This is a genomic window from Brevibacillus migulae (assembly GCF_004521915.1).
Classification (GTDB): Bacteria; Bacillota; Bacilli; order Brevibacillales; family Brevibacillaceae; genus Brevibacillus_F; species Brevibacillus_F migulae.
This window is the reverse complement of the sequence record NZ_SDKD01000003.1, coordinates 221746-248236: the sequence shown is the minus strand read 5'-3', so window position 1 is coordinate 248236 and position 26491 is coordinate 221746. Positions and strand designations below refer to the sequence as shown.

Below are 26491 nucleotides of genomic sequence, written 5' to 3'. Positions count from 1 at the left end.
TGCAAACCGCCAATACTGCGGGCGGCATCATCGATCCGGTCTATCGCGTTAGAAAAAACTTGGCTACGCCAAGTCTTTGGCGGAGCTTCGTTGCTCTTATGTCGATGAGAATTTTATAAATTCTTATCGACCAGAAAACGGGCACGCCCGAAGACGCACCCGTCCTGCGTTTCCTTGGATTATTCTCCGAAGTATTTCGCGTGAATCTCTTTCAGCTTGCCGTTATCCTTGATGGTTTTCAGACCTTCGTTGATTTTGCCAAGCAGTTCCGCGTTGCCTTTTTTCACCATGATGCCGTAGTTTTCTACTTCAAAGGAATCGTCTTTGACCAGCTTGTATTTTTTGTCAGTGATTTTCTTCGCATAGTCTTGCAATACCGCATTGTCCGCTACTACCGCTTCTACACGGCCATTGAAGAAATCATCCACAGCGGATGGCGTATCATCATAGCCCTTGATGCCTTCGTACGTATCGCCGAATGCTTTTTTCACCACGGTCTCGCCTGTGGTTGCAGACTGAACGCCGATCTTTTTGCCTTGCAGATCCGCCAGCTTGGTGACGGTAGAATCCTCTGGCAGCAAGATCAACTGATGCGCCTCAAAGTAAGGTTCCGAAAAGTCAAACTTCTCTTTGCGCTCATCGGTAATGGTGATTGCGGAGATCCCTATGTCTACAGCACCGCTGCCAATCCCTTCAAACAACGGATCCCAGCCTGTGTTTTTCACTTCGATCTTGATGCCCGCAGCATCGGCTACCGCCTGGATCACTTCGATGTCAAAGCCCGTAATCTTGTCTGCTTCCATCTTTTCAAATGGCGGATACGCAGCATCTGTACCTACCTGGTAAACCTTCTCTGCACCGCCGCCTGCCGCTGCTTGGCTGCCTGTGGATGCTTGACCGCCCTGCGCAGGTTGCGAGCCGCCGCCACAGCCTGCAAGCACCAGGCTCAGTCCCGCTACAAGCATCAGTGATGTTGCCCATTTCTTTCCGATCTTCATAGAAAAGCCCCCTTGTCGTCTCTACCGGATTCTATAGTCCTGCTTCTTTTTCCCCATACCTGTCCACATGGAAAATGTGTTTTTTATGCGTTCTCCACAAGTTTATCCACATTATCCACATAAGGTTGTGCACAAGCTGGGGATATCGACACCCGTTCCGCTTTCACAAGAAATGGATGGTTTACGCTTCACGATTTCCCTCCCATTTCTATTGTTTTACGAAACAAATGACTTCCATAGAACAACAAAGTTCGCTTTTTTCTTTCTTATTTCCTGCCTTTTTTGAATATTTTTACTAGAAAAATAATTTTTATTGCAATTGTGGTTTGTTTATGGCAAAAGAAAAGAGAATCCGCGTATTTACGGATTCCCTGTATCGGCCAATATCACCATTTCCACGCGACGGTTGCGGGCACGGTTTTCTTCATTGGAGTTATCAACAAGCGGATTGTATTCGCCCCAGCCTGCGATCATGAACCGGGATGCAGCCAAACCGTGCTGGTCCACCATCTCCCGCATCACCGCGATGGCACGCGCCGAGGACAGCTCCCAGTTGGATGAATACTTGCTGTTTTTCACGGGAACATCATCCGTGTAGCCCTCGATGCGTACAGGATGCTGGAAACGGCTTAGGACCGTCGCAATTTTGCCAATCGCTTCTTTCCCCTCCTCGCCCAGATCAGCCGAGCCGCTCGAGAACAGGATGTTTTCCGGCAGACGTACCATCAGTCCTTGCGGGGTCTCTTCAAAGCTGACGTTCAGCTCCTGCAAGGCAGCCGCCAGCTGATTGCGGACCGTATCCATGTCGGGTTTGGACGCGTTCTCCTCAGACTTTGCCTGCTGCTGCTGTTGGCTGGGCAACGTAGGCAACGGGGTATTCGTCTCTTGTAAGAGCCCGTCCCGCTTCCCTTCCAGAAAGGCAATGTCCCGCTGCAGTTCCAGCTTTTGCAGCGACAGGATGTCTTTGCTTTCCACTGCTTCTTTTAGCTCTGCCTGCTGCTTCGCCTCTGCCTTTTTCACTTCATCCAACCTGGCCTCGATGGAAGAACTGTGGGATGCCGCGATGATCAGGATGATGACAAACAACAGGGTAAAAAGGTCGCTGTAGCTGAGCAGCCAGCTCTTTTCCAGCTCCTTCTCGTCATACTGCCGATCATCCAGCATAATGGGCCTGCCTTTCGATCGTACCGCGCATGCTGCCCGGTTCCTTGATCAATACCATCTTCTGATCGGCCGGCAAGAAGGAGTTCAGCTTTTCAAACAGGATCCGCGGTGTTTCCATCCGCTGCAGGCTGATGCAGCCTTCGATGTACAGACGCTTTTCGAACATCTCCTGGTCGAAGATGTCCATCAGGCGGTAGTAGCAAGGCAGTGCGAACATATTGGCCAGAAGCGCGCCGTACAGCGTAGCGACGACCGCTGCGCTTAGGCTGTGCCCCGTCTGCGAGAAGTCCGACAAGGTGCGCAGCACGCCGGTCATCCCGAGGAGCGTCCCGACCAATCCCATCCCTGGGGCCAGCAAGCTGATGAGGCGGAACATCCCGCCGATCTGCTGGTAGCGGTACTGCTCGCCTTTGAGCTCGTTTTCCAGGATGAGGCGGAGTTCTTCCTCCGGCACCCCTTCGATAGCAAGGTAGCACCCTCGCTGGATGAAGGAGTCTTCTTCTTTCAGGAGCTCCTGCTCGAGTGATTTGTGGCCCTGTTCCTTTTGGACGAGGGCATAGTAGTAGAACCGTTTGATAGATTCTTCCACGTTGCCCTGGCGGCCGTGGATCAAGAGCCGGAATAATGGTTTGATTTCGATGTGTTTTCGTTTGATGGCGTAGGAAAGGATGACAGATAAGGCCACCAGCTCGATTGCTGTGATGTTGAGCAGTTCTTTTAGGCTGCCGTTTAGGTAGACGGCGTGGATCAGGATTAGGGCTACCGCTCCTATCAGGATGAGGGAGCGTTTTTTGGTTGTGTTCATAGGTCACCTGCCTGGGGAAATTGATCAATATTTGTCGAAGATTTGGTTTTATTATAGCAGATATGGGGTAGTGGTAAGTGGGGAAATAGAAGGGGAGATAAACATTTCTCGCCAGTTCTCCGATAGTTGAAAGGTAAGGAAAATTTGCTAGGAGGTGCTTTAAGGTGAGTGCAATTCAATTGAAAACTGCAATTAATGTTAGTTTACAAAAAAGCATGACCGATACGGCGACTGCGAATGCAGCAACAATGCTACAAGATTTTGCCAAGACTCAGGATAATATTCGTCAGGCACAAGCTGTACATCCTAACCTGGGTAAGCAAATCGACATTAAGGCCTAGTTGAAAAGTCATTTAGTCACGAAAAAAAACGTCCCAATCAAGGACGTTTTTTTCTATTTTTTCTTATCAAAAAATGCTCCGTAGGCGTTCATACTATAGCCTTTATATTGGTTTTGCACCGCTTTTTGTTTATTCAAGTTTTGCATTTTTTCTTGAAGAGCCGCTTTTTTTTGTTCCATGAGAGGTATTACAACCTGATCCATCTCATAAACAGGCGCAATATATTTATCTTTCAGTTGTTCTGTCAGAACATAACCTTCTTCAAGGAATGCATCAATCTGGTTGATAATCTGCTGACGATCTTCCAGTATTCGTAACCACTCTTCTGAATCATTGTTTTCAGAGTAAGCATCTACAGATTGCTTAAGCGAGAGTGTCAGGACCAATAGGTTTTGCAGTAATGTTTCGATAGTTTCACTCATAAGATGTTTATCCTATCTTTGTTTTTTGGCAAGAACCATGGCTTCCTTCCATGTATCTCTGAACTCGGTAAAGAGTTCTTCGACTTCGATCAATATCTCGGCATCTTTTCGAATATTGGCTTCAACAATTCTACGCAGCATGTATTCGTACATCACAATAAAATCCTTTGCAATCGGATAACTTTGGTTAAGGGAAGACATTAGTTCTTCTAAAATATTCTCAACCTTGATGCAATTTTCATGAACTTTGTCCATTCGTTTTTCATCTAAAAAAGATCTTGCGCCTTTAATAAATTTTATCGCACCATTATACAGCATGAGTGTAAGTTCTTCAGGAGTCGCTGTAGTTACAGAGTTATTCTGGTAGGTCTGGGCAGCATTTTGCAACATCCATTATCGCTCCTTTATTGTCCTAACATTTGTGCAAACCAACTTCCTTGCGATTGGCTTTGTTGAATTGCTTTTTCCATCGCAGTGAATTGCTTCCAATAGCGGTCTTCAATTTTTGTTAATCTATCTTCCCAACGTTCGATGTCATCTGTAATGGTATTGATGCTTTTTGTCAAAGTGCTATCGTCAGCCACAGCAGTTGCACTACCGGCTTTCTTGGTTAACTCGTCAATTGTTTTATTCAGTTGGTCATACAGCCTTTCAGCTACACCAGTCTCATTATAATTACCCGAGGCACTGTAGTTTGTAAACAATGTTACTACTTTATCCCCATTTTTACTGATGGCATCTCTCAGTTTCGTCTCATCAATATAGAGCTTACCTTGCTCCATATAGGCATATTTACCTGATGGTGGTCCGCCAATCCCGATTTCCGTTAGCGTATCAAATAAAGGATCTGCTCCAGAAACCGGTGTACTAATCGCACGACGCAGTTCTACCAAGCCACTTTTCAGAATCGGATCACGCAATAAGAGACCGCTCTTTGCCATTGCCTCCATTTTTTCAACTTGTGAATCCGATAAGGCTTCCTTTTCTTCCTCTAATAGAGGTTCGTATCCCTTGTTTTTGTGCTCCGATATCTTCGTATTGATTTTTTCAATCGTTTCATTGTATTTATCTACAAAGGACTTAATATTGTCAAAAATGGCATCAGTGTCAGAATTTGCATAAACGGTAACTGGAGTTGCTGTAACCTGCTTAGTGGTAAACTCCATCCCATCAAAATTAAATGTATTGCTATTCACATTTAGCTTCGCACCATTAATCCAGACAATTCCTGGATCGGCAGCGGTTCCCGTTTTCGAAGTTGTCGCTAAATTTAACACATTTGTGCCAGTTGCTGCAATATTAACATTCGCACTGGTTCCGGTTGCTGTAGAAGTAAACACAATCTGTTTGTCCAAAATGGCTGCCTTTACGCCTGTTGTTGAGGAAAGATCGTTCACTTTTGCAGCAATAGAATCCAATGTATCAGTTTCTTCGACAGTAATGTTTTGGGAGTTTAGGGTAAATGTAAAACCATTTCCAGCTCCCACTTGGGTAGTGGAATTAGCCAAGCTTGAAGTAAAGGATACTGACGCTGGAGTCGCCGCGGTGGCAGCTTTCTCCAAACGAACCTCGTAGGAGGGCATCTGTGGTTTCCCTGTGACTTTGGCAGATACAATGCTGTCATTTTGAGAAGATGCTATTTTCTTATTGAATGAAGCAGCGAAACGTAAACTATCAATGGATTTTCTCAGGTCGAGTACAAGAGAATTCATCTCCCTGTAAGCGTCACGTTTCCATTCCTCTGTTTGCTTTTTTCGGATAAGCTTGTTCATAGGGATTCGTTGCGCATTCATCAGTTCTTTTACAATAGAATCTGTATCGAGTCCCGACGCCATTCCACTAAAACGAATACGACTTACCATACCAGATCAACTCCTTCTTTCCTATCTCTTTTCGTCAATGATAAGCCCAAGCGTATCTTGAATATGTTTGACCATATCCAATACTTTTTTTGAAGGGATTTCTCTGACTACTTCATTTGTTTCATCATTGATAACTTGGACATAGTATTCATTTAGCCCCTCATGGAGAAAAAATTTCAAATGGGTACTTTGCAGTTGCAACCACTTGTTTAGTCCTTCAATGCTTTTTTGCAGTTCTTCCTTGGAGATGGGCATTCTATTATCCTGTTGTTCGGAAGTTATCAGTTCTCTTGAAGGCCCTTGCCCATAAGATTGGTTTTCGGTCATCATTGTTACTGGTGAACTTACAGGATAGGAAGAATTAATCTCCATGTCTTCTCCTCCAATATCGAAAATAAATCTTATTACTATTATCGGATCAAGTGCTCATGGATTGAATAAATTTATACGTTTTTTTTGGAAAAACAAATATAAAATTAATTAGGGGGTTGCCACTACATCGCAAAAAGACCAGCGCTAATTTATACATTCATCCATGAACACCGCTTCAAATTCCGTAACGCAAAGCTCTGCTCCTTGTCCCAAGTGTCTCGAAGCGGTTTTTACGAATAGGTAAGGAGGGAAAGCTAGTGAAACAAGCGCAGAATAGCTTTGGAATATCATATTCGCCAAATCTTTCTGGAATCGCGTCGTCTCTACGGAATCCCAAAAATAACTCTAGCGTTGAAACAACAAAATATCCATGTATCCCGAAAAAACGGTAACTCGCTTGATGAAAGAACTTGGTTTGAAATCACGAACCGTCAAGAAATATGAGGCCACGACCAATTCGAAACATCCCCGTTAAACAAGCAGTTTGCCGTTCGAGCACCGAATCAGGTGTGGGTAGCGGATATCACGTACATTCCAACAGACGAAGTTTGGCGGCTTTATCTGTACAGAATCATGGATTTGTACTCGCGAAAGATCGTCGGGCTGCACTGGATGAACGTATGACTAAATCTCTCGCCCTAAAAGCCCTCGATCAAGCTTAACACCGTCAGCGTCCTCAAGGGGAGATCTTTGCCCCACTCAGATCGTGGCAGTGGATAGCTCGCGTGCTTACCTCATCGGGTTGTCCACATTTAGTGATATGGTGTCAAACTTGAGTTGAGATTGTCTGTTCATCCTCCTTTGCAATTTTCTGCATGCCAAAAAAACTCATTCCACCTCATCGTTCAAGTTGGAATAAGCCTTCAAGGGAATATTAGCGTGTTAGACAGGCTTTTTAGTGTTTGGGCTCCTTCTATCCGAAGATTCATTGTAATGATGGCGCTAGCCTTCACATTTCTTATTGATATCCTTTGTCCATCATGTAGAATTGACATTAGTTCTTAACGCTGTTTGTTCGTGATGAGCGTAGGAGCCAATTCACTGTTGTTCACACGGGCCGGTGTGACCTTACGTACGAATCATTGGTAGTTCAGTTTTGGTATCGACGGCAAGTTGAATTCTTGACAAAGTAGTACCAGATCTTCGTACAGTTGCTTGGCTAAATCCTTCTTCGTCAACTAAGCAAGACACGACTTGGCGTGTAAAATTGAGGGAGCCTCTCGATCCATCCGAAGCCCACATTGATAGCGGAAACGAAAATCTACATTCAACCGATGATACAAACCTGAGAATGTATCAACATTTTCAAGTGGTGCAACTAATTACGCCCGGAGAATGCACTGTCTGCAATGTTCATCAGCACCACGGGGTGACCGACTTCTCAATTGATTGGCAACCTTTCGCAAATCAAGTGCAGAAAAAAAGATGGACGATTATTCTTTGGATTCAAGTTTTTACAGTTGCTCAAGGGAGAATAGACTTTCTTGAAGAATATACAAAGTGACTTCACCTTCCTCGAAAGTTTTCGTGCTTGGTCGCTTAAAAACTTTCGAGGAAGGTGAAGTCTTTTTTTACGCCTGGAAAACCATGTGGCACAATGGATCAGGTATCTGAAAAACGCTCAATTAATAAAAAAGTGAGAGCCTCCAGCAAGGAAAATATACCTCCAAGTTGGTCATCCTATATCAGACTCTTTTACTTGAGTCGATTTTGCTGCTATTCCCCTAATTTATTTAAAATGCATTTATTCACTACATATATCAATCATTTATTTATTCAGTTTTGCAAAAAATAATGAGTCGACCCACTTACCCTGTGTCCAATGAGTTTCTTTAAACGTACCCTCTAATGTGAATCTTAACGTTCGAAAAAAATCTATCTTCTTAGAATCAATCGAATATACTTCTGCCCATAATCTGTGTAGATTTAATTCTTCGAACCCGTATTTTTCCAAAACCTTAGCAGCATCTACCGCATAACATTCGTCAATATATAGATCATCTTTACCGATGTATATAGAAAAATCAGCACTTCTATTTATCCAATCAATGTAACATAAACCACATGCACCAATTAATTCATCTGACTGAATATCTACTATTGCAAACATTTTCGTCCGCATATCGTCTACTACCTTTTTTTCAAACCATTCATTTTGATTTTCACAACTTAACTCTCTGTATTCTCGAAAAAAAAGCCGGAAATCCGGATTGTTTCGCCATTTTAATAAAGAAGCTAAATCATATCTTTCAATAGCACGTAATCCTGTGTATTCCCCTTTTAACATATCATAGAACCTCCAAGTCGCCTTTCATCAAGACGTCTCCCTTATATTTGGGTTTTGATAACTTTGAACCTATTACTCTTTTGATATCATACGGAAAGAAAGCGTTGGATGGTGCAGGTCTTAAAAATTCAATATCTTCCTCAGTAATGATTTCTCCTTCATTTAGATCCGATTTTAGATAAATTGCCCGTCTTTGAACTACCACTGTCTCTTTTTCATTCATTTCTACTATTTTCACTCCATCACCCAAGGCTAGCTCTAACTCTCGTGCTCTAGCGACCATTTCTGCCCAGGTATTAGGATTCATTGAAAACATGTGATCAGGACCTATCCTATCGTTATCATCAGTGAAATGTTTTTCAATTACTCTTGCACCTAACGTTATTGCTCCTAATACCGTTGCATGTCCAGGAGTATGATCAGATAAACCTAAGATAGCATTAGGGAACATGGTAGAATACGTTTTTAATACATTTAAGTTAATGAATTTAAAGTTCTCTAAACTTCCTGTATAATTTGTATTGCATTGCATTATTATCAATTGATTATTGTATTTAAGAGCGGTGCTTACTGCTCTTTTCACATCTTCAAAATTAGAAGCGCCCGTAGCAAGAAGAGTTGGTTTGCCTTTTTTTGCGATATATTCGATAAAATCAGTCCACGTTATGTCACCTGATCCAATTTTATAGGCTGGTAAGAAATCATTAATTAAATCTACAGCTTCTACGTCATAAGGAGTAGTAAAAAAATCGATTTCTGCTTTTTTTGCTTCTTCAATTAATTCTAAATTCCATTCCCTATTCAATTCATTTTCTTTAAATACATCATAAACACTTTTTTTCCAAGTAGATTGATGACCAATTTCATTTCCCAGTTGCTTAAATCCCAAATCACTTACAATTTTATCAGCTTTAAAATGTTGAAATTTAACAGCATTTGCACCCGATTCTTTTGCCAACCAAATCAATTCTTTTGCTCTTCCTAGGCTACCATCATGGTTTGATGCGATATCAGCAATAAAGTATGTCGGATTGTTAATAGAGATTTTAGATTTTCCGATATTGATAGATGTTTTAAATTCCATTAAATACACCTTCTTTATATTTTTTGACTAGATTTTGAACTACTTCAGCAGCAGTAGGAATCTCTTTGTTTTTTATGATATGTTCCAATTTTGTTATGTCTAACCCTAATGAATTTGCTCGAATGATTCCATTTTGATTATTTAGTTTTCCTTTAGTAATTACTCCTTCTACACCAATTTGCTGCGATAATAAGACCATAAATTCATATTTTGAAATAACATCTTTGGAAGCAATATTTACAATTCCTGTGATCCTGCTCTTGATTACTTCCAAAAGTAAATCATTGAATGTCTCAACATCAATACTGGATGTATAATAATCACTAAATCCAACTAACTTTTCTTTATTCTTAAGAGCTGATATTAACCATTCCACAAAAGTAGGGTTATTTACCTTATTCCGATATCCTACAATATTAGTTCGAACTATCAAGGAATTTTCATAAGTAAGAGCAAATTGTTCACCTGCATACTTTGTGCGTGCATATTCATTTAGTAATACAATATTATCAGTTTCTTTATGTTTCTTTATATTATCGTTGTGATAATAATGATCCGTTGAAATTTGGACAAAGTAACAACCTTTTTTTTGACTGGCTAATGATATTAAACTAGGTAACTTTGAGTTGATTAGATATGCCTTCTCTGGGTTTTCCTCACAAAATTGTAAGTTCACTATTGCAGCACAATTTATGATTACATCAGGATTAAATTCGTCTATTACCTCGTTAAGTTCATTATTAATTAATGATAGATCCATATTACGATCACTGTTATTACGTGATATCGCAAAAACTTGATATTTTTCATTCTTTAATTTTTTGTACAATGATTGACCAAGCATTCCAGTTGAACCAATCAATAGGAATTTTTCCATGATCTAATCTCCCAATTCTTAATTTAAGAAATCTACGATATAAAATTGTGACAATATTAGATGAATGGACCTAAGAAAGGAAATAAGCAATAATCTACACGTTTTTATGATACAAAAGTTTTGCGCTTTCATTATTAGCTAAATCATCAACAAAAAAAGTTTTATTGATGATGTTCTGCTTAGAATCTGTACACCATTCAGCACCCAGACAACGACAACATAAAGTAATCTATATCTGCTGTGACCATCATAGGAATATGATTGATTGCTATCGACCTTTGTACTTTAAGATAGCGGGAAAGGTCATTCAAAGTGCAATGAGTTGCTCAGCTAAAGACAACCAGTCCCGCTGCCAATTACTGGGATTGTATTACGTTTCTCTTTAAGCAACATCCCCGGAATTACCATCTAAATATTGCTTGATTTTATCGGCCATATAGTCTAACATCTCAATCGTCATACCCGGATAAACCCCAATCCAGAACGTGTTATTCATAATTTGATCTGTTTGTTCTAGATTTCCTATCACACGATAGCCCTTTCCGTCTTGGCGCATCTCATCAAAACAAGGATGTTTCAATAAATTCCCAGCAAACAACATTCGGGTTTGAATTCCTTGTTCCTCGAGATAAAGTACCATTTCATTTCTGTTAATTCCTTCTTTGAGTGTTATAAGAAAACCAAACCAGCTTGGTTTTGAATTTGCCGCGGGTTCCGGTAAGATTAGCTTATCTTGACACTCTATAAGTCGTGAATATAGATAATCCCAATTTTTCCTTCTTGCATCTACGAAAGTAGGTAGCTTTTTTAACTGGGAACATCCTACAGCCGCTTGCATGTCAGTTACTTTCAGATTATACCCAAAATGGGAATACACATATTTATGGTCGTATCCACAGGGAAGCTCTCCGTATTGGCCATTAAAGCGACGGCGACATGTATTATCCATTCCTGGGTCACACCAGCAATCACGCCCCCAGTCCCTAAATGAACGAATGATCTTGTGCAGCTGAGCATTATTCGTATAAACTGCTCCGCCTTCTCCCATTGTTATATGATGAGGTGGATAGAAACTTGAAGTAGCAATATCCCCAAAAGATCCTGTCTTCCTCCACTGACCATTCATTTCATATTCAGTTCCTAGCGCATCACAGTTATCTTCGATCAGCCAAAGATTGTGCTCATCACAGAAGCGCCGAATTTCTCCAATATTAAAAGGATTGCCTAGTGTATGAGCAATCATGACAGCTTTCGTTTTGTCCGACAAAGCAGTCTCCAATTGACTACAATCTATGTTGTATTGCGGAATATTCACGTCCACAAAAACGGGTACTGCTCCATATTGGATAATCGGAGATACGGTTGTAGGAAAGCCTGCGGCAACCGTAATGACTTCGTCCCCTCTCCGAATAGCCCTCTCTCCCAACAATGGCGAGGTAAGGGTCATGAAGGCTACCAGGTTAGCAGATGAACCTGAATTGACAAGTGAACAAAAGCGCACGCCAATATAACGAGCAAGGCTTTCTTCAAACTCATCGGTATACCTGCCGGCAGTCAACCAAAAATCGAGTGAAGCATCCACGAGGTTAATCATATCCTCATGATCAAATACCCGGCCCGCATAGGGTATTCGCTTTTTAGCAGAATAAAAATTTTGCGGTCTATGATGCTCATTGTAATAATCTTTTACCAAAGATAAAATTTTAGCTCTCAAGTCATCTGACATTTTTATTTACACTCCCGTAGTACTCCCAAATTTGAGCATCCGTATAGGTGACAATATTATTTCCTTCATTGAGAAAATACTTGTACCAATCTACGGTTTTCTCGACTGCCTCTGTGATTGCCCATTTTTGCTTCCAATTTAGGATGGCTCTTGCTTTCGAACTGTCAATTTTCAAATACGTAGCCTCATGGTGTACACTGTCGCTTTGGGTGAACCAAGTCAAATGGTCCCCCCAGTAATGACAAAATTGATCGACTAACTCCCCTGTGGTCAAACAATTTTCATCAGAGGGCCCGAAGTTGTAGCTACCTTCAAATCGCACTTTCTCTTCATACTGTTTTTTTGCAAGCAGCAAGTAACCATCCAAACAATCCAAAACATGTTGATAAGGTCTTACGGAATGAGGAGAACGTACAATTATAGCCTTCCCTTTACTGGCCGCACGAAAACAATCAGGTATAATACGGTCAGCTGCAAAATCTCCGCCCCCAATTACATTTCCAGAACGCGCTGTAGACAAAGCTCTATTGTCACTAGAATGAAAATAAGAGTTGCGGTAACTAAATGTCACCAATTCACTACAAGACTTGCTATTCGAATAGGGGTCGACTCCGCATAGGTTCTCGTTTTCACGATAAGCCCAATGCCATTCTTTATTTTCATAAACCTTATCTGTTGTGACATTAACAGTGGAACGAATGGTTTCACAGCGTCGGACAGCTTCCAAGATGTGAACCGTGCCCATAATATTCGTTCGAAAAGTCTCGACAGGATCAAGGTATGACTGCAGAACAAGAGGTTGAGCCGCTAAATGAAAAACGATATCCGGCCGAACTTTCGAAACAGTATCACAAAGAAAGTCTAGGTTTTGGATATCCCCTGTATAGCTCTCCACCTCTTCTGTCAGTTGAAGCAGGTTAAATAAACCCTCGCTTTCAGGCTCTAAGGAATATCCTGTGACGGTTGCCCCTGCATTCAATAAAAGGCGACATAACCAACTTCCCTTAAATCCTGTGTGCCCGGTAATGAATACTTTTTTTCCGCGATAAAAGTCAAATACTTCTAGACTCATATCCATACCTTCCATGGAGGATTCTCCTCTTTCCACAAGTCTTCTAAAGCGAACTTATCTCTCTGCGTATCCATGCACTGCCAGAATCCGTGATGCTTGTAAGCATGAAGTTGGCCGTGATTAGCCAGATTCTTTAAAGGTTCTTGCTCAAAAACTTGCTTATCATTTCCGCTTAAATATTCGAACACCTGAGGCTCGAGCACCATAAAACCACCATTAATCCATGCGCCATTTTCAACAGCTTTTTCCTGAAAGCTAGCCACCGTATTATCCTCATTAATTTCAAGCAATCCGAAGCGGCCAGCCGGCTTAACTGCGGTCAAGGTTGCTATTTTACCAGCCCTCTCATGCTCTTCCAGTAACGCATATATATTTATGTCACTTACACCATCACCATAAGTGAGAAAAAACCTTTCATTTTGCACGTACTTCTCAATCTTCTTGATTCTACCACCGGTTTGGGTTTCTAGTCCTGTATCGACTAACGTAACCCGCCAAGGCTCCACATTATTGTTATGGATGGTCATACTGTTGTTATTAGAGAAGTCAAAAGTAATATCCGACATATGTAGATAATAGTCGGAGAAAAATTCCTTAATTACATACCCTTTATATCCAAGACAAACGACGAAGTCATTAAATCCAAAACTAGAATAAATCTTCATGATATGCCAAAGGATGGGCTTCCCGCCGATTTCGATCATTGGTTTTGGTTTCAGATGTGATTCTTCACTGATCCTTGTACCTAGACCACCCGCCAACAATACAACTTTCATTCGGCTTCCCCTTTTCTACTCTTTATTTAACAAAAGTATCTTGCTCATTGATTTCTAGGAAACCCCTATTTGGTCTGAACCAGTACCTCATAATCAATCAATTCACGATTATTAAAGTACCAGTTATACAACGACTCAATTCCGCTGCGCAAACTGCGGGGAGAAAAATCTTGAACTTGTCCTCGAATCCTATTGTTTGAACCAGTATAGGTCAGATTGCGACCTTCGTTAAGGATGATTATTGGTAACTCCTTGCCCGACACCTCAAGAACGATCCGTGCGATATCAGTAAGGTCGCATGGAGAAGAAGTACAAACGTTATAATCATGATATTCCGGTGTATTGCCCAAAAACCAGTCCACTACCGGAAACAAGTCGTCAATATAAAGGAAGTCAAATGAACAATCCTGTCGGATGGAAAGCGGCAAATCGAAAATTGCCTTGCAACATAAATTGGAAATAAAGGTTGTTCTCCAGTTTTCGTATTTACCGTATACACCGAAGAGCCTGAGATTATAAATATTTTCGGAAGCTCGAGCAGCATGATTCATTATATATTTACCGAATCCATAAGCATTTACGGGAATACTACGCCCGAAATCATTCTCTGAAATCAGATTAATATCGTAACGTTTATCAAATTCTGCGCCAGAACCAAAATAAAGGATCTTTTCTAGTTGATTATGACAGAATTGAAGATTATAAAACATTTTTAAGTTAGCATCCAGTTCTACTTCTGAATTAAGTGCGCGTTTAGTATAGGTAGCAGCATGTACTACACTATCGATACGATTTTTGTCAATATACCGCATGACTTGCTCTAGATCACATAAATCCAATTCTGTACTTGATGTTACGAAAACCTGATATTTCTTCTCCAAATGTTCTTTCAGATTACGCCCAATGAATCCGTTTGGCCCCGCACCTGTAATCCAAACTCGCTTCATTCTTCGGTCACCGAAACTTTCATATTTTCACGAACCTCTTCAGGAGAAAGGTAGGGATACAAATTTTCTAGAGAAGAAGAAATAATGGTCCCATCCTCATTAACCTTTGTCATCGCTTTGGGGATTTCATCAAATAAGATGCTTCCCATAACTTCACATAGAACCGGACGGTTGTCTTTCATCACTTGATCAAGAATTTCGTCCAACTTGTCATTGGTATCGATTCGGTAGTAGTCCAAATTGTATAAATCGGCCAGTTTTTCAACAGGAGGAAACTCAAGTAATGTCTCTGGGGTACAAGCCGAGAAATTAGATTTAAAATGATTTCGTTGCATGACATAGATGGAAGCGTACCCGCCATTATTCAATACGAAGAGCTTTATAGGAAGCCCGTATGTGGTTATAAGCTGAAGCTCTTGAAGGTTGTGCTGCAAACTTCCATCTCCTTCTAAGGCTATTGTTCTCTTCTTGCCCGCAGCAATTGAAGCGGCAATAGCAGAAGGTAACGTAAAGCCCATAGAACCCAGTCCCATTGACGTTATAAACTTTTGACCTTCTCGGACATTAAAAGCCATATGAGAAATTCCACAAGTACGTCCGGATGATGAACCAACTAATATATCGTCTTGTGAACACCTGCGTGTTATCTCATAACCGAGCCTGTACCCGTCCACACAACTGATGTCTTCGAAAGGTTGCTTTTCTTCTAACAGCGGATATTTTTCACGCATTTCACGACAATATAAAAGCCAGTTGCTCAGATCAGGTTTATCATAAAGTTCAATATGATCATGCATAGCTTGGACAAAAGAAGCGGCATCAATCACTAAGGCCTCTGCAAGTGGAATGGATAACCTTTTGATTTCGTTCTCATCAATGTCAACAACTATTTTTTTGGCATTGGGGGCAAAATTCCCAAGATTGTACGCTGTCATAGGGGCATTCAGACGTGACCCAATAATAATTAAAAGATCGGTATTCTGTAAGATGTAGTTGGAAAACCGCGCACCCGGCGAACCTGGATGACCATAATATAACGGATCAGAATCTGAGAAAACCCCTTTTGCCCTCCACGAGGCAAGAACGGGAATACCTAAATCTCGTACGAGCAGTTGAAACTCCTTAGAAGCATCCGAGGCGATCAAACCATGTCCAATCAAGAAGGCCGGCCGTTTCGCCTTATTCAATAAATCATATATTTTTGTTATCTGCATTTCATCAATACTATTAGAGCAGTCGAAATACCCCTCTTCTTCAGGGTTAAACCCGTAAAGTGTGGTCTCATCAATTGTTGCACCCTGTATATCCAGAGGAATATCTACCCAGACTGGGCCACGACGTCCAGTGGTTGCCAAATAAAGCGCCTTCTCCAAATGGTAGCGAATACTTTGCTTGTCCATCACAATCACAGCATATTTTGTAATCGGCTTCGCAATAGAAACTACATCAACCTCCTGAGCACCCACTTGCCGCACGCCGGTGCCCATTGAAAGATCTGTTGATTTAGCTTGTCCAGAAATCACTAGAACGGGATTGGAGTCCAAATAAGAAGCCGTCACGCCCGTAACGGCATTAGTTCCACCCGGTCCAGTTGTTAAGAGACATACTCCTAACTTATTCGTATATTGAGCATAGCTATCTGCACAGATAGACGTAGCTTGTTCATTTAGATTACAGATAATATTTAAGGATGGTGAACGTTCAGCTGAGTCAAGTAAATGCATCATACCGCCACCAGAGATAAGAAAAATATCCTTCACTCCAGTGTTTTCTATGAATTGAATGACATAATCAGAGAGTTTCATCATGATAGAATTCTCCTTATTCCATCCGTGCGACTAGCTCGGATAATTGTTCTACTGTAAGCCATTCAGTATTTGTACCGGAATTGTATTCGAAACCTGGTGGAACTTTTATTCCACCTGGAATATAATTTTTCTCGTCATAGATCCACCAATCCATGTTTGGATAAATAACGAAGAAGTCGTCATACTCGTAGGTATTAGCGGAATCTTCGGCCGTGATCATGACTTCGTGTAATTTCTCGCCTTCACGAATCCCCACTTGTTTCAATTCACATGACGGAGCCATTGCTTGTGCCAAGTCGGTTATTTTAAACGATGGAATTTTAGAAATATAGGTTTCTCCACCACGGGAATTCTGCAAAGCTGTCATTACAAGCTCGACACCCCGGTTTAAACTGATCCAGAACCGAGTCATCCGGTAGTCTGTTATAGGGAGACTAGAAACTCCATTGCGTAAAAGTTCTTTAAAATATGGAATGACCGAACCACGGCTTCCTGCAACATTTCCATAACGGACAACGGAAAAGGAACTTTTTGTCCCTCCTGTATAAGCATTTGCAGAAACGAACAACTTATCAGAAACCAATTTTGTACCACCATACAAGTTAATGGGGTTAACTGCTTTATCAGTCGAAAGTGCTACGACCTTTTTCACGTTGCAATCCAAGGCCGCGTCTATGACATTCATAGCGCCATTAATATTTGTTTTAATAGCTTCAATTGGATTGTATTCACAAACAGGAACTTGTTTCATAGCAGCAGCATGAATAACGTAATCCACACCGTCAAATGCTCTCTTAAGACGGTCAGCGTCGCGGACATCACCGATAAAAAACCTTAAAACATCTGTATATTCTTTAAACTTACTCTTCATTAAAAACTGTTTATACTCATCTCGAGAGAAGATAATGATTTTTTTTGGCTTATAATGATTCAATAGATACTCAGTAAAATATTGACCAAACGAACCTGTTCCTCCAGTTATCAGTACTACTTTACCATTCAACATATTATCACCCTTACTGTATCGCTTTTAGATACGAAATAGTTTGTAAAACAATTCACAGGCGTCATATACATTTTGCACTCCAAAAAGGGATGTATCCAAAACCAATGAACCATTTTGGATTCCATGCTTGTATTGCTTTTCAGTAGGGTTAAGATAAGTCGCTCCTTTAAAGTTGGGGTTTTCTGAGTACGTTTCTTTAAACCATCGTTTAAACTCCTCATCCCCAAGAGCTGTTGAAGAAACTTCATATTCGTGAAGTCTCTCTTGAAAACTAGGATCAGTTGCCGAAAGAGATTCCACGCATGAGGAATACGCCAAAATCCAATTCAAACGATTTAGATTAAACTTGGGATTTATTCGTTTTTGGCATATTTTTGCATACTGGTTAAACAGTAGCCATTTATCGGAGAACCCTCTAAGTGGAAACACTTTGGTATTATAAACTCTCTGATAGTTGGTACCAAATTGTCTATTTTTTTTCTGATACTCCATTTCCTCGTCGCTTGACTGAAGCATTTTGGTAGTTTGAATACCAGCACTATGAGAAGACATCCCCGCTATTGTGATTGGGTGCTGGATATAAAGCAAACGATCGTTTATAGCATAGTTCATCAAACCCATATAAATATCTTGTGAATCACCATCAACAAACTTCCCAGTCTTCTCTATTACTTTGTGTATATAATTTCGGCGAAATCCGGAATTGATATAAAACATAGGAAGCGTGTACATAGAAACGCTCAAATTAATAACGGCTTGAAGAGAATCATCGCAATCTATATAGCCAATTTGGACATTATCTGCTTGATAAGAACAAGTTGGAATAACAAGCTGATCCTCCTGACTCTTGCTTACCCCAGGCCAACAATACAACAGTCGGTCCCAGATAATCACATCTTCATCCGGAAAATGCTTTAGGACGTTCCGCAACGTTTCCAACCCCCGGTGTAACACCGCGTCATCGGATCCGATCGAAAATATAAATTCACCCTCCGCTTTGCAATATGCAAATTCAAAGCTTTCTTTAAGTAGCAGTTCCCGATCTGGACGATAGTATTTAATGCGCCGATCATTTAATCTCTGAACAAGCCGCAGAGTGTCTTCGTTATCAGGTGAGCTATTATCACTAATAACAATTTCAAAATCATCACCTTGATCGTAAAGACAGGTTTTCAGTGTATGCTCCAATGTTTCCGCATTATTCCGGGTTGGAATCACAATGCTCATCAACAAAGAGGGTGCTGTCCTATTGTTAGAAATATTAACGTTGTATAGTTTAGTAAGAGTGTGATGGAAATCACCAAACAAGCCATGAGAAAGCACGTCTTCCACTTCGTGATTAGTGGGGGCAAAAACGGTTTCAAACCGATTACCTGTGCCCTCAAGGGTATCAGCATCTTCAATCGTACCCAGCACTTTCGAACGGCAAATCACATCACAATGGCGACGAGGACTAAATTCATCTGTAATTTTCTGAATAATGTAAGGAGTGGTGTCAAACTTATATTTTTCGGATCGAAGCATCACTGGTCGAATGAGATGAATGCCGTCTTTGTCCTCCATATTCTCGAAAATGATCGTAAGGATGTCACCCAATTCAGGAGAAACTTCAACATTGACTTCGACATGCTCAGCCAAATAAAAAATTCGGTTGTCCCACTGGCGCAAGATAAATGTAAACAACATAAATGCCGTGTCTTCCCCGAACGGTTTCTCTGTTATTAAGATAAAATCTTGGCTGGTAGCAGATCTAAAACTATCGAACACGACATAAAGTTTCGAAATTTGCTTCATCTTACTCTCAATTTCTTCAATAATTTCTTTTTTGTCTTGTACCGAATCTGCCGCATATCTACAAAAAGCAGCAAAGCAAAGTGCACTTTCGACAAAAAATTCGCTTTCAAAATAAATATAACCCAAATTGTAGTACAGATCTGCATATTCCGGATTTCGTGATAGACCATCAAACAAGGTATCTACGGCATCTTCTGGTTTCCCCATTGCGAAGAGAAGTATAGCCTTGGCATTAATATATTCAGGATCACAATAACCTATTTCATCAAGAGATCTCACAATGTCAAAAGCGTCCTTTAGATTTCCATCCTCAATTAATCGTTTCATGTTTTCTAACGCATTTTCCGGTTTCATAATCTTAGCTCCACCCAGCCATTTTTAATGGATAAATTGTATAGGAATTTGTAATAAATTTAATCTTGAACGGGATCCCCATTTATCTAATTATGTCTAATTATAGAAAATCCTGTCGAACTTCTGAAATTATTAAGATGATATCATTTCCCTGATTGGACTGACAATCCCTTAAATATTCCCACTATATACAGGTATCCATACCAATTCCCTCAGTAATTCAACAATCCTACATAGGGGTTGCTAAACAAATTGCGACTAAGCCCATCGAGGTTGATGATACAGACCTGATCTCAAAAATATATAACTGCTCCAAATCTTTAGTAGAATGGTGTCTGAACATCACCTACTAAGAAAAGAGCACCCTTAAGGTGAAGTCTACCACAAACATTCCTCTGACACGGATTGAAATTGCTGTAAAATAGGTTATCTCTCGTCTGCTACACAATTCATAAGTTTATTAAACAAGGATTTTTTAAAATTAAATTTCTAGTAAAGCAAGCCTTTCCTCAGCAGGAGCATAATTAAATCTACTTGCATCTTCATAACACAAGATTGCTTTTTCTATATCACCCGTTACCTCATAAAGGACTCCTAAATTATATAGTGCTAGATAACTTCCCGTTCCATTTACACTATCAAAATTTGAAACGTCACCAATTTCTAAACATGTTAAAAAGCTTCTCTCAACGTCATCAAGAAAATGTAACCTATTCATAACATCTTGGGAAACATAGTCTAGATAGAACATCCCTACTGCAAAGTGGAAGTCAGGATATGCACTCAAATAATCGGATTCATTATTGATTATTTCTAGCCCTTCTGAAAAACGCCTTGCTTCTAGCAACGTCTGTAAGTACTCTACAATCAACAATGGGGTATAACCTTCATTACGGTTTCGATAATTGTATGCAGATACAAAGTACTCAAGAGCTTTTTCTGCTAATCCCATATTCTTATAATTTTTGGCTATATGAAAAAGAATGTATGGATCACTTTGGTTCACTTCCAATTGCCTCAATAAAATAGGTAAATTCCTATTACTTTTCTCAGTTTTATAGTACCCTTCATGAAAAATTTCAATTCCAGTTTTTAAATGAGGCAAATCTGTAACAACCTGCTCATGAATGAACCCTTCGTAAAAAACACCCCTGGGAAATAATCTTGAAAGAAAGGACGTAGAGTACCTTACCTCGCCATTGTGTTCAAACTTACTGATCAATGATACCCTTCCCACCGCTTTTTTCCCAGAAATAAAGCTTTCAATTTTTTCTTTCTGGCCACCTAATACAAATTCATCAGCATCCAGTATCAATATCCATTCCCCGGATGCATGATTAATCGAAACATTTCTCGCCTCAGAAAAATTATGATTCCATTTATAGTGAACAACTTTTGCCCCAAACGAATGAGCAATTTCAATTGTACGATCTTGTGAACCTGTATCTACAATGATCATCTCATCAACTATATTTCGGACACTTTGAAGACATCGTTCGAGATGCTTTTCCTCATTTTTTACGATCATTGCAAGCGACAACTTTGTCATTAATGAAGTAACCCACCTTCCTACGATTGTAAAGAGAAGCTCACAATGTGTTTCAGTTTTTGTAGATAAACCGAATCGGGGAAGTAAATTAGACCATCCTCTACCACACTCACTACATTACTATGGTTTCCTTTTTCCAAAGACGTTTTCACTAATAAATAATAAACCCTATACTTTTCTGGATATTCAAACTTAACCCTATTTAAAATTTCTTCAGCCCTACCTAGATCTCCCGAAATAAGTAGACATTCAGAATAGTTAATAAGTCCATCTATATCTTCTCTTTCGAACATTTCCCCACGCTTTTGGAAATACTCATCGAAAAACATACTCGCGGCGGAGAAGTGTTCTGACTCCATTAGCGCATTTGCAAGCATAAAGACTAATTGTGATTCATCCAACGCGTCTTTTAGTTGGACTAGTTCATCTATTTTTTTCACTTTAATGAAAATCAATAATAACTGGGCCCAAATTTCAACTACACCACTTGAACTTACTGATTTTTTTTCAAGCAATGATTCAAGTAATACCCTTGTTTCAGATATACGATGCTCTTCCTTATATTGTTCTAAGTTTCCACCGAGATATGCAGATGCAATCGCATGTACGGAATATTTCACTTTCTCTTTTGATTCTGTATTACTTAATTCATGGTATAGTAGCATTGCGTTTTGAAAATCACCATTTAATAAAGCCAGATAAGCCTTTTCTTCTTTAAAATAAAGTTGTGTTTCCGCATCAAGCAAATCAAAGTAATACTGGGATAATTGGGGCAACACTTCTAATGAGGCTCTGACCAGATATATGATGTCTTTTCGATCTGAATAATTGTATATTTTTTTAAAGTATTGCAGTATATCATATGGTTTCTCAAATTTAGAGAAAACACGCATTAAAAATTGTAACGACAGGAAATGATAACGATCAACATTTAACGATTGTACCAACTTCTCCACACAATTAGGAAATAATTCAGCTTTATAAAGTACAATTCCCATATTCACAAGTATTGTATTAATATTTGAATGTGCATTTGATTGAGAAGAAATAAAGTTATCTAATAGATTAAGTCCTGTCTGATATACTTCGATTGCATCTTCGTATCGACTCGCTGCTTTGTAAAAATCTCCTAAAAATATATAAAAATCTGGGAAACCAGGATACTTCGCTATAGCATCTTTAATGATCTGCACTATCTCTTTTTCTGATCTTTGCAGTTTCAACATACAACTCAAAATATTTAAGTAGTTCTTCTCGTAAATCCCCATTAACGAGGAGTTATTGTAGCATAGCATTCGATTAGCATATTCCAATGCCTTTTCATATTCACCTTTAACCATTAATGACTCAGCTATATAAAAACAGAGATCACTACTCTCTGGCTTGTTTTCTAATTCCTTATATAGAATTTCCAAGTTCCTATCGCTCTTTTGTTTATTAACTACTGTATCAATCGAATATCCAGTGTGTATAATTTGTATGACCTCATGGGCATAGTGTACCCTCATTTTCTCGTTCACATTTTCAATACGTTCATGAATTGCACCCACATATTTAATATATGGAGCCTTTTTAAAGATTCGAACATGAAGCATAGTGTTTATCACTTGTTTGGATACTTGTTCGAAGTTCAGCATGAGAGCAGCAATTCCCTCAGCATTGTTTTCTTCTGCCTCAAGAATTTGTTGTTTGATGAGTGGAACAGTGTCCGGAGAAAAATACTCATCAGCATCAAGGAAAATGATCCAATCTCCAGTTGCATGTTCTAAGGCATAATTCCGGGCTTGTGCAAAATCGTTCACCCATTCAAAAAAAAGAACAGTAGCATGATACGAAAGCGCTATATCGACTGTTTTGTCAGTAGAGCCTGTATCTACAACAATAATCTCAGATACAATATCTTTTACACTATCCAGGCATCTAGGCAAATTTCTTTCTTCATTTTTGGTGATTACACAAGCTGAAATTTTCATAGCTGATTCCTTTCTAAACTCGTTTTTTAAAAAAAGAGAGCAAGATATTCTTGCTCTCTTTTTCCTGATATTAGCGGAGAAGTTGGAGAACACCTTGTGGCAATTGGTTAGCTTGTGCCAACATGGATTGTGCCGCTTGAGTAAGAATGTTGTTCTTAGTGAACGCCATTTGCTCTTTCGCCATATCTACGTCGCGGATACGGGATTCAGCAGCAGTCAAGTTCTCAGAAGTGATGTTCAGGTTGTTGATAGTGTTTTCCAAACGGTTTTGGTTTGCACCGAGGTAAGAACGTGCAGCAGATACTCGGTTGATTTCAGCTTCGATGCTAGCCAGAACTGCAGATGCACTTGCTTGAGTCGAGATGCTAAAGCTTCCCAAAGCAGAAGTAACAGAAGTAAGAGAGAAGCTTGCACCATTCAGAGAAATTGTTTGAGTGCTAGCCTCACCAATTTGAAGCGTGATGGAGTTGGTACCATTCAGCAGATTAATCCCGTTGAACTTAGTGTTATTTTGAATGTTTGTTACTTCGTTTTTCAACTCAGTCAACTCTTCTTGCAGACGAGCACGGTCAGCAGTAGAATCGTAAGTTCCGTTCGCAGATTGAGTAGCCAATTCTTTTACACGAACGAGCATGTCGTTAACTGTTTGCAGTGCACCCTCAGCAGTTTGGATCAAAGAGATACCATCTTGAGAGTTGCGTGCAGCTTGCTCCATACCACGGATTTGAGAACGCATGCGCTCGGAGATGGAAAGACCAGCAGCGTCGTCTGCAGCGCGGTTGATGCGGTATCCGGAAGACAGTTTTTCAACGTTCTTGGACAGGTTACCAGTGTTTACTCCCAATTGACGGTGAGTGTTTTGAGCAGAAATATTGTGGTTGATAATCATTCTATTTTCCTCCTTGATTGTCATAGCCACGTCCATGTGGCTATTTTCCTTTGATTTGGGGTCCTCTCACAATCGCGCGCTTGCTTGATTTCCCCTACACTACTATTATCGGATGGAGATTTAGACATGTTTAGTGTTTTTTTGATTTTATTCGCTAAAAAGAAAAAACCTGATGACTACTTCTCATCAGATTTCATATCGCTTATCATTTGTTTCATTACAGACCAGTCCGGTTTTCTTTGAGACGCCAACTGGTTCTCTTCCTTAATCGCTAGAAAGATTTCCTTGCGATGAACTTCAACCGCTCGTGGCGCTTCAATCCCGATCCTCACTAGATCTCCTTCAACGCCGACAATTTTAATTTCGATGTCTTCACCAATCATAATCGACTCGTTTTTTCTCCGAGAAAGAACTAGCATTCTCTCACCTACTCATTAACAGCTGACTTCAACTGAAACAGCGGTTGTCGCACAGCATACTTTTCATCATTAAGAATTACTTGTCTAGCCATTCTCTTTTCCTGATTCACAACGATCGGTGCTTTTAAATTTACGGTTACCTCTCCACTTTCACGTACTGTCACCACGTTAAGAACAAAAACGGGACTTTGCCCTTCCAGCTTCAAGTTTTGTTTGGATGACTCCTGTAGTGTAAATTCATAATCCGCAAAAAAAACAAAGGGATTGACTACCCAAAAACTTACCGATTCATCTTCCATCGATTGTAACGCAAAGAATGGACTATCTGGGTCTTCCTGTAATAATTGAAAAAACTGCAGGCTTTGAAAACCAGGCAGTCCTTCTTCAAAAAATAGCTTCCCTAACTCAATCTTGTTTTCTCTTGCCATGCAGCCATCTCCTTTTTACAAAGAACGATCGACATTAAGACCAATTACACTTAATTGGAGGCTATTCCACTGTTTGACATATCCTTCCACTTTCCCAGGAGTGTACTTTAGAATGGGCTGATGAATCTGAGGATCCATCTTCATTCCACGTCTTTCCACATTAATCTCCGCTGGTCTTGCCTGAAAACTGATATCTACCCCTTCATCATAAGTAGGAGGAGGAATATCAGGGGTCGTTGCCGTAGCAAAGGTTTCGAAAGCCATATCAGCGATGGGGTTGCCTCCCTTTTCAATCGCACCTAGACGTTCTCCCTCTGCCACCGTGTTGGCGATAAACTCCATTAATTTATCCCGACCAAAACTTGCATTATAATCGCTGAATTCCATTGGTGTCCGTATCCCAAGACTTTGACGAGCACGAGTGGAATCAATCGACAGCACACCTTGTGGCTGACGAATTTCGATAATGGCCGGTTCTTGTCGGAGATTGAGTTCAGCCATAGGCTGCTCAATTTCCTGAACCGGCTTCCGAATGTTTAAACCTAATTGAAGATAAGTTTGAGACATTTGTATCTTAGGTAATTGCATCCATACTACCTCCTAGTTTCCCTATCGCAGGAAATCCAACAAGGTTGGCTGAATGACCTTTGCTCCTACAGAAAGAGCTGCCTTGTAAACACTTTCTTCCGCGGACAATTCCGTTGCTACATCAGCCATATCTGCGTCTTCGATTTTTGATTGCTGTTCAGACAATGATACTTCGGCTCTCTCTAATCGATCCAAGACAAGCTCAATTCGGTTGACACGTGCACCCAGCGACGCTCGCTCAGTAAGTAAATTATCATACTGACCGTTTAACGCTGAATCGTAAGAGGAGGCAGAATTTCCTGCAGATAAAGTAGCCACAATATTATCTAAGACTTTAAACATATTATTGGCATTATCGGGAAAATTAAAGATCCTTTGTGCATTAATATTTTTAGATACAAATACTTTCTCACTTACTTCAATCTGAATTTCTGTGCTATTGGTACTGGTGAAGTTGCCAAGCGTTTCATTATAAGGAGGCGTCAACGTATCAGTACCTCCGAAGATATAACGTCCGTTGACTGTTTGATTAGCCAAACTGCCCAACTGGTTTTTCAGTTCTTTGATTTCTGTCCCCATGGTCTGTCTGTCAGCTGCAGATGCAGTATCATTACCTGATGCAACTACTAATTCGCTAACACGTTTCAAAATATCTCCGATCTGATCCATCGCCTCGTCGGTCATATCCATCCAGGTAGCCGCTTCATCCGCATTGCTTTTATACTGCTCATTCTCAATCAAACTTGTCCGATAAAACATCCCACGCGAAGCCCCGACTGGATCGTCCGTTGGTCGGTTAATCTTTTTCCCCGTCGCTTGCTGTTCTTGCAGTTTGTCCAGATTGCGCATGGAATTATGCAGGTTGCGCAACATATTGCTATTCAACATATTTTGCGTGACGCGAATTGCCATGTCAGGACCTCCCCATCTTGTTCAGTTTATCTGTTTAT

At 40.3% G+C, this 26491-nt stretch carries 26 protein-coding genes and 1 pseudogene; 3 read left to right on the top strand and 24 right to left on the bottom strand.

Annotated elements, in window-relative coordinates; translation table 11 throughout:
- Positions 1 to 179: 179 nt before the first annotated feature.
- The 3 genes from EIZ37_RS05250 to EIZ37_RS05240 all read right to left on the bottom strand — a co-directional run bounded on the left by EIZ37_RS05250 (position 180) and on the right by EIZ37_RS05240 (position 2967).
- Positions 180 to 998, bottom strand: coding sequence for a basic amino acid ABC transporter substrate-binding protein (locus tag EIZ37_RS05250; protein WP_134683518.1), 819 nt, complete (start codon positions 996 to 998; stop codon positions 180 to 182).
- A gap of 360 nt (positions 999 to 1358) precedes the next feature.
- Positions 1359 to 2162: an OmpA family protein gene (locus EIZ37_RS05245; protein ID WP_134683517.1), complete on the bottom strand. Its 804-nt coding sequence runs from the start codon at positions 2160 to 2162 to the stop codon at positions 1359 to 1361.
- The gene (locus EIZ37_RS05240) at positions 2152 to 2967 is read right to left on the bottom strand and encodes a motility protein A (RefSeq protein WP_134683516.1); all 816 of its coding nucleotides are present in this window, start codon (positions 2965 to 2967) and stop codon (positions 2152 to 2154) included. Before EIZ37_RS05240 ends, EIZ37_RS05245 begins: the two co-directional genes overlap by 11 nt.
- Positions 2968 to 3131: 164 nt before the next feature.
- Here EIZ37_RS05240 and EIZ37_RS05235 point away from each other — a divergent pair, with 164 nt between their 5' ends.
- Positions 3132 to 3308, top strand: a complete 177-nt coding sequence (locus tag EIZ37_RS05235) for a putative motility protein (protein ID WP_134683515.1) — start codon at positions 3132 to 3134, stop codon at positions 3306 to 3308.
- Between the two features lie 53 nt (positions 3309 to 3361).
- Here the strand turns inward: EIZ37_RS05235 and EIZ37_RS05230 are convergent, their stop codons facing one another.
- The 4 genes from EIZ37_RS05230 to flaG are packed head-to-tail and all read right to left on the bottom strand — an operon-like array spanning position 3362 to position 5964.
- Positions 3362 to 3730 carry a flagellar protein FliT gene (locus EIZ37_RS05230; protein ID WP_134683514.1) on the bottom strand — a complete coding sequence of 123 codons (369 nt, stop codon included), beginning with the start codon at positions 3728 to 3730 and terminating at the stop codon, positions 3362 to 3364.
- A 12-nt stretch (positions 3731 to 3742) separates the two neighbouring features.
- Positions 3743 to 4120, bottom strand: coding sequence for a flagellar export chaperone FliS (fliS, locus tag EIZ37_RS05225; RefSeq protein WP_134683513.1), 378 nt, complete (start codon positions 4118 to 4120; stop codon positions 3743 to 3745).
- 14 nt (positions 4121 to 4134) lie between these two features.
- Complete coding sequence (fliD, locus tag EIZ37_RS05220) at positions 4135 to 5592, bottom strand: flagellar filament capping protein FliD (protein ID WP_134683512.1); 1458 nt, start codon at positions 5590 to 5592, stop codon at positions 4135 to 4137.
- 21 nt (positions 5593 to 5613) lie between these two features.
- The gene (gene flaG, locus EIZ37_RS05215) at positions 5614 to 5964 is read right to left on the bottom strand and encodes a flagellar protein FlaG (protein WP_134683511.1); all 351 of its coding nucleotides are present in this window, start codon (positions 5962 to 5964) and stop codon (positions 5614 to 5616) included.
- Between the two features lie 279 nt (positions 5965 to 6243).
- Between flaG and EIZ37_RS26695 the strand changes: the two genes are divergently transcribed.
- On the top strand, positions 6244 to 6408 hold the full coding sequence (locus tag EIZ37_RS26695) for an IS3 family transposase (protein WP_167568680.1): 165 nt from the start codon (positions 6244 to 6246) through the stop codon (positions 6406 to 6408).
- A gap of 60 nt (positions 6409 to 6468) precedes the next feature.
- Positions 6469 to 6588 (top strand): annotated as a pseudogene (locus tag EIZ37_RS26690) (hypothetical protein); the annotation flags it as partial.
- A gap of 1144 nt (positions 6589 to 7732) precedes the next feature.
- Here EIZ37_RS26690 and EIZ37_RS05200 read toward each other — a convergent pair.
- From EIZ37_RS05200 to flgL, 17 genes are all read right to left on the bottom strand, one after another.
- Positions 7733 to 8251, bottom strand: a complete 519-nt coding sequence (locus EIZ37_RS05200; protein ID WP_134683509.1) for a GNAT family N-acetyltransferase — start codon at positions 8249 to 8251, stop codon at positions 7733 to 7735.
- A 1-nt stretch (position 8252) separates the two neighbouring features.
- A complete protein-coding gene (locus EIZ37_RS05195; protein WP_134683508.1) occupies positions 8253 to 9335 on the bottom strand; it encodes an N-acetylneuraminate synthase family protein in 1083 nt (360 codons plus the stop codon).
- Complete coding sequence (locus EIZ37_RS05190) at positions 9325 to 10212, bottom strand: dTDP-4-dehydrorhamnose reductase family protein (RefSeq protein ID WP_134683507.1); 888 nt, start codon at positions 10210 to 10212, stop codon at positions 9325 to 9327. Before EIZ37_RS05190 ends, EIZ37_RS05195 begins: the two co-directional genes overlap by 11 nt.
- Before the next feature lie 382 nt (positions 10213 to 10594).
- Positions 10595 to 11938 carry a lipopolysaccharide biosynthesis protein RfbH gene (gene rfbH / locus EIZ37_RS05185; RefSeq protein WP_134683506.1) on the bottom strand — a complete coding sequence of 448 codons (1344 nt, stop codon included), beginning with the start codon at positions 11936 to 11938 and terminating at the stop codon, positions 10595 to 10597.
- Positions 11928 to 13025 (bottom strand): CDP-glucose 4,6-dehydratase, encoded by a 1098-nt coding sequence (gene rfbG / locus EIZ37_RS05180; RefSeq protein WP_205683785.1) that lies wholly within the window; start codon positions 13023 to 13025, stop codon positions 11928 to 11930. Before rfbG ends, rfbH begins: the two co-directional genes overlap by 11 nt.
- Positions 13007 to 13786 carry a glucose-1-phosphate cytidylyltransferase gene (rfbF, locus tag EIZ37_RS05175; RefSeq protein ID WP_134683505.1) on the bottom strand — a complete coding sequence of 260 codons (780 nt, stop codon included), beginning with the start codon at positions 13784 to 13786 and terminating at the stop codon, positions 13007 to 13009. Before rfbF ends, rfbG begins: the two co-directional genes overlap by 19 nt.
- Before the next feature lie 65 nt (positions 13787 to 13851).
- The gene (locus tag EIZ37_RS05170; RefSeq protein WP_134683504.1) at positions 13852 to 14733 is read right to left on the bottom strand and encodes an NAD-dependent epimerase/dehydratase family protein; all 882 of its coding nucleotides are present in this window, start codon (positions 14731 to 14733) and stop codon (positions 13852 to 13854) included.
- Positions 14730 to 16541 (bottom strand): thiamine pyrophosphate-binding protein, encoded by a 1812-nt coding sequence (locus EIZ37_RS05165; RefSeq protein ID WP_134683503.1) that lies wholly within the window; start codon positions 16539 to 16541, stop codon positions 14730 to 14732. The genes EIZ37_RS05170 and EIZ37_RS05165 overlap by 4 nt, the downstream gene beginning before the upstream one ends.
- Before the next feature lie 13 nt (positions 16542 to 16554).
- The gene (gene pseB, locus EIZ37_RS05160) at positions 16555 to 17547 is read right to left on the bottom strand and encodes a UDP-N-acetylglucosamine 4,6-dehydratase (inverting) (protein WP_134683502.1); all 993 of its coding nucleotides are present in this window, start codon (positions 17545 to 17547) and stop codon (positions 16555 to 16557) included.
- Between the two features lie 24 nt (positions 17548 to 17571).
- The gene (locus tag EIZ37_RS05155; protein ID WP_134683501.1) at positions 17572 to 19695 is read right to left on the bottom strand and encodes a glycosyltransferase; all 2124 of its coding nucleotides are present in this window, start codon (positions 19693 to 19695) and stop codon (positions 17572 to 17574) included.
- Positions 19696 to 20176: 481 nt separating this feature from the next.
- The gene (locus EIZ37_RS05150; RefSeq protein ID WP_134683500.1) at positions 20177 to 21244 is read right to left on the bottom strand and encodes a glycosyltransferase family 2 protein; all 1068 of its coding nucleotides are present in this window, start codon (positions 21242 to 21244) and stop codon (positions 20177 to 20179) included.
- A gap of 20 nt (positions 21245 to 21264) precedes the next feature.
- Positions 21265 to 23217, bottom strand: coding sequence for a glycosyltransferase family 2 protein (locus tag EIZ37_RS05145; RefSeq protein ID WP_134683499.1), 1953 nt, complete (start codon positions 23215 to 23217; stop codon positions 21265 to 21267).
- Positions 23218 to 23287: 70 nt separating this feature from the next.
- Positions 23288 to 24106: a flagellin N-terminal helical domain-containing protein gene (locus tag EIZ37_RS05140; RefSeq protein ID WP_134683498.1), complete on the bottom strand. Its 819-nt coding sequence runs from the start codon at positions 24104 to 24106 to the stop codon at positions 23288 to 23290.
- A gap of 176 nt (positions 24107 to 24282) precedes the next feature.
- Positions 24283 to 24525, bottom strand: coding sequence for a carbon storage regulator CsrA (gene csrA, locus EIZ37_RS05135; protein ID WP_134683497.1), 243 nt, complete (start codon positions 24523 to 24525; stop codon positions 24283 to 24285).
- Between the two features lie 8 nt (positions 24526 to 24533).
- Entirely contained in the window at positions 24534 to 24953 is a 420-nt protein-coding gene (fliW, locus tag EIZ37_RS05130; protein ID WP_134683496.1) for a flagellar assembly protein FliW, read from the bottom strand.
- 15 nt (positions 24954 to 24968) lie between these two features.
- A complete protein-coding gene (locus tag EIZ37_RS05125; protein WP_134683495.1) occupies positions 24969 to 25541 on the bottom strand; it encodes a DUF6470 family protein in 573 nt (190 codons plus the stop codon).
- Between the two features lie 21 nt (positions 25542 to 25562).
- Positions 25563 to 26453 carry a flagellar hook-associated protein FlgL gene (gene flgL / locus EIZ37_RS05120; RefSeq protein ID WP_134683494.1) on the bottom strand — a complete coding sequence of 297 codons (891 nt, stop codon included), beginning with the start codon at positions 26451 to 26453 and terminating at the stop codon, positions 25563 to 25565.
- Positions 26454 to 26491 lie beyond the last annotated feature (38 nt).

Coding starts and splice junctions, on each gene's coding strand:
- fliS (WP_134683513.1), bottom strand. CDS start 4,120: ATGTTGCAAAATGCTGCCCAGACCTACCAGAATAACTCTGTAACTACA.
- EIZ37_RS05165 (WP_134683503.1), bottom strand. CDS start 16,541: ATGATGAAACTCTCTGATTATGTCATTCAATTCATAGAAAACACTGGA.
- flaG (WP_134683511.1), bottom strand. CDS start 5,964: ATGGAGATTAATTCTTCCTATCCTGTAAGTTCACCAGTAACAATGATG.
- rfbH (WP_134683506.1), bottom strand. CDS start 11,938: ATGTCAGATGACTTGAGAGCTAAAATTTTATCTTTGGTAAAAGATTAT.
- rfbF (WP_134683505.1), bottom strand. CDS start 13,786: ATGAAAGTTGTATTGTTGGCGGGTGGTCTAGGTACAAGGATCAGTGAA.
- EIZ37_RS05145 (WP_134683499.1), bottom strand. CDS start 23,217: ATGAAAATTTCAGCTTGTGTAATCACCAAAAATGAAGAAAGAAATTTG.
- flgL (WP_134683494.1), bottom strand. CDS start 26,453: ATGGCAATTCGCGTCACGCAAAATATGTTGAATAGCAATATGTTGCGC.
- csrA (WP_134683497.1), bottom strand. CDS start 24,525: ATGCTAGTTCTTTCTCGGAGAAAAAACGAGTCGATTATGATTGGTGAA.
- EIZ37_RS05125 (WP_134683495.1), bottom strand. CDS start 25,541: ATGCAATTACCTAAGATACAAATGTCTCAAACTTATCTTCAATTAGGT.
- EIZ37_RS05140 (WP_134683498.1), bottom strand. CDS start 24,106: ATGATTATCAACCACAATATTTCTGCTCAAAACACTCACCGTCAATTG.
- EIZ37_RS05150 (WP_134683500.1), bottom strand. CDS start 21,244: ATGACAAAGTTGTCGCTTGCAATGATCGTAAAAAATGAGGAAAAGCAT.
- EIZ37_RS05240 (WP_134683516.1), bottom strand. CDS start 2,967: ATGAACACAACCAAAAAACGCTCCCTCATCCTGATAGGAGCGGTAGCC.
- EIZ37_RS05245 (WP_134683517.1), bottom strand. CDS start 2,162: ATGCTGGATGATCGGCAGTATGACGAGAAGGAGCTGGAAAAGAGCTGG.
- EIZ37_RS05230 (WP_134683514.1), bottom strand. CDS start 3,730: ATGAGTGAAACTATCGAAACATTACTGCAAAACCTATTGGTCCTGACA.
- EIZ37_RS05190 (WP_134683507.1), bottom strand. CDS start 10,212: ATGGAAAAATTCCTATTGATTGGTTCAACTGGAATGCTTGGTCAATCA.
- EIZ37_RS05200 (WP_134683509.1), bottom strand. CDS start 8,251: ATGTTAAAAGGGGAATACACAGGATTACGTGCTATTGAAAGATATGAT.
- EIZ37_RS05195 (WP_134683508.1), bottom strand. CDS start 9,335: ATGGAATTTAAAACATCTATCAATATCGGAAAATCTAAAATCTCTATT.
- EIZ37_RS05170 (WP_134683504.1), bottom strand. CDS start 14,733: ATGAAGCGAGTTTGGATTACAGGTGCGGGGCCAAACGGATTCATTGGG.
- EIZ37_RS05250 (WP_134683518.1), bottom strand. CDS start 998: ATGAAGATCGGAAAGAAATGGGCAACATCACTGATGCTTGTAGCGGGA.
- rfbG (WP_205683785.1), bottom strand. CDS start 13,025: ATGGAAGGTATGGATATGAGTCTAGAAGTATTTGACTTTTATCGCGGA.
- fliD (WP_134683512.1), bottom strand. CDS start 5,592: ATGGTAAGTCGTATTCGTTTTAGTGGAATGGCGTCGGGACTCGATACA.
- fliW (WP_134683496.1), bottom strand. CDS start 24,953: ATGGCAAGAGAAAACAAGATTGAGTTAGGGAAGCTATTTTTTGAAGAA.
- EIZ37_RS05155 (WP_134683501.1), bottom strand. CDS start 19,695: ATGAAACCGGAAAATGCGTTAGAAAACATGAAACGATTAATTGAGGAT.
- pseB (WP_134683502.1), bottom strand. CDS start 17,547: ATGTTGAATGGTAAAGTAGTACTGATAACTGGAGGAACAGGTTCGTTT.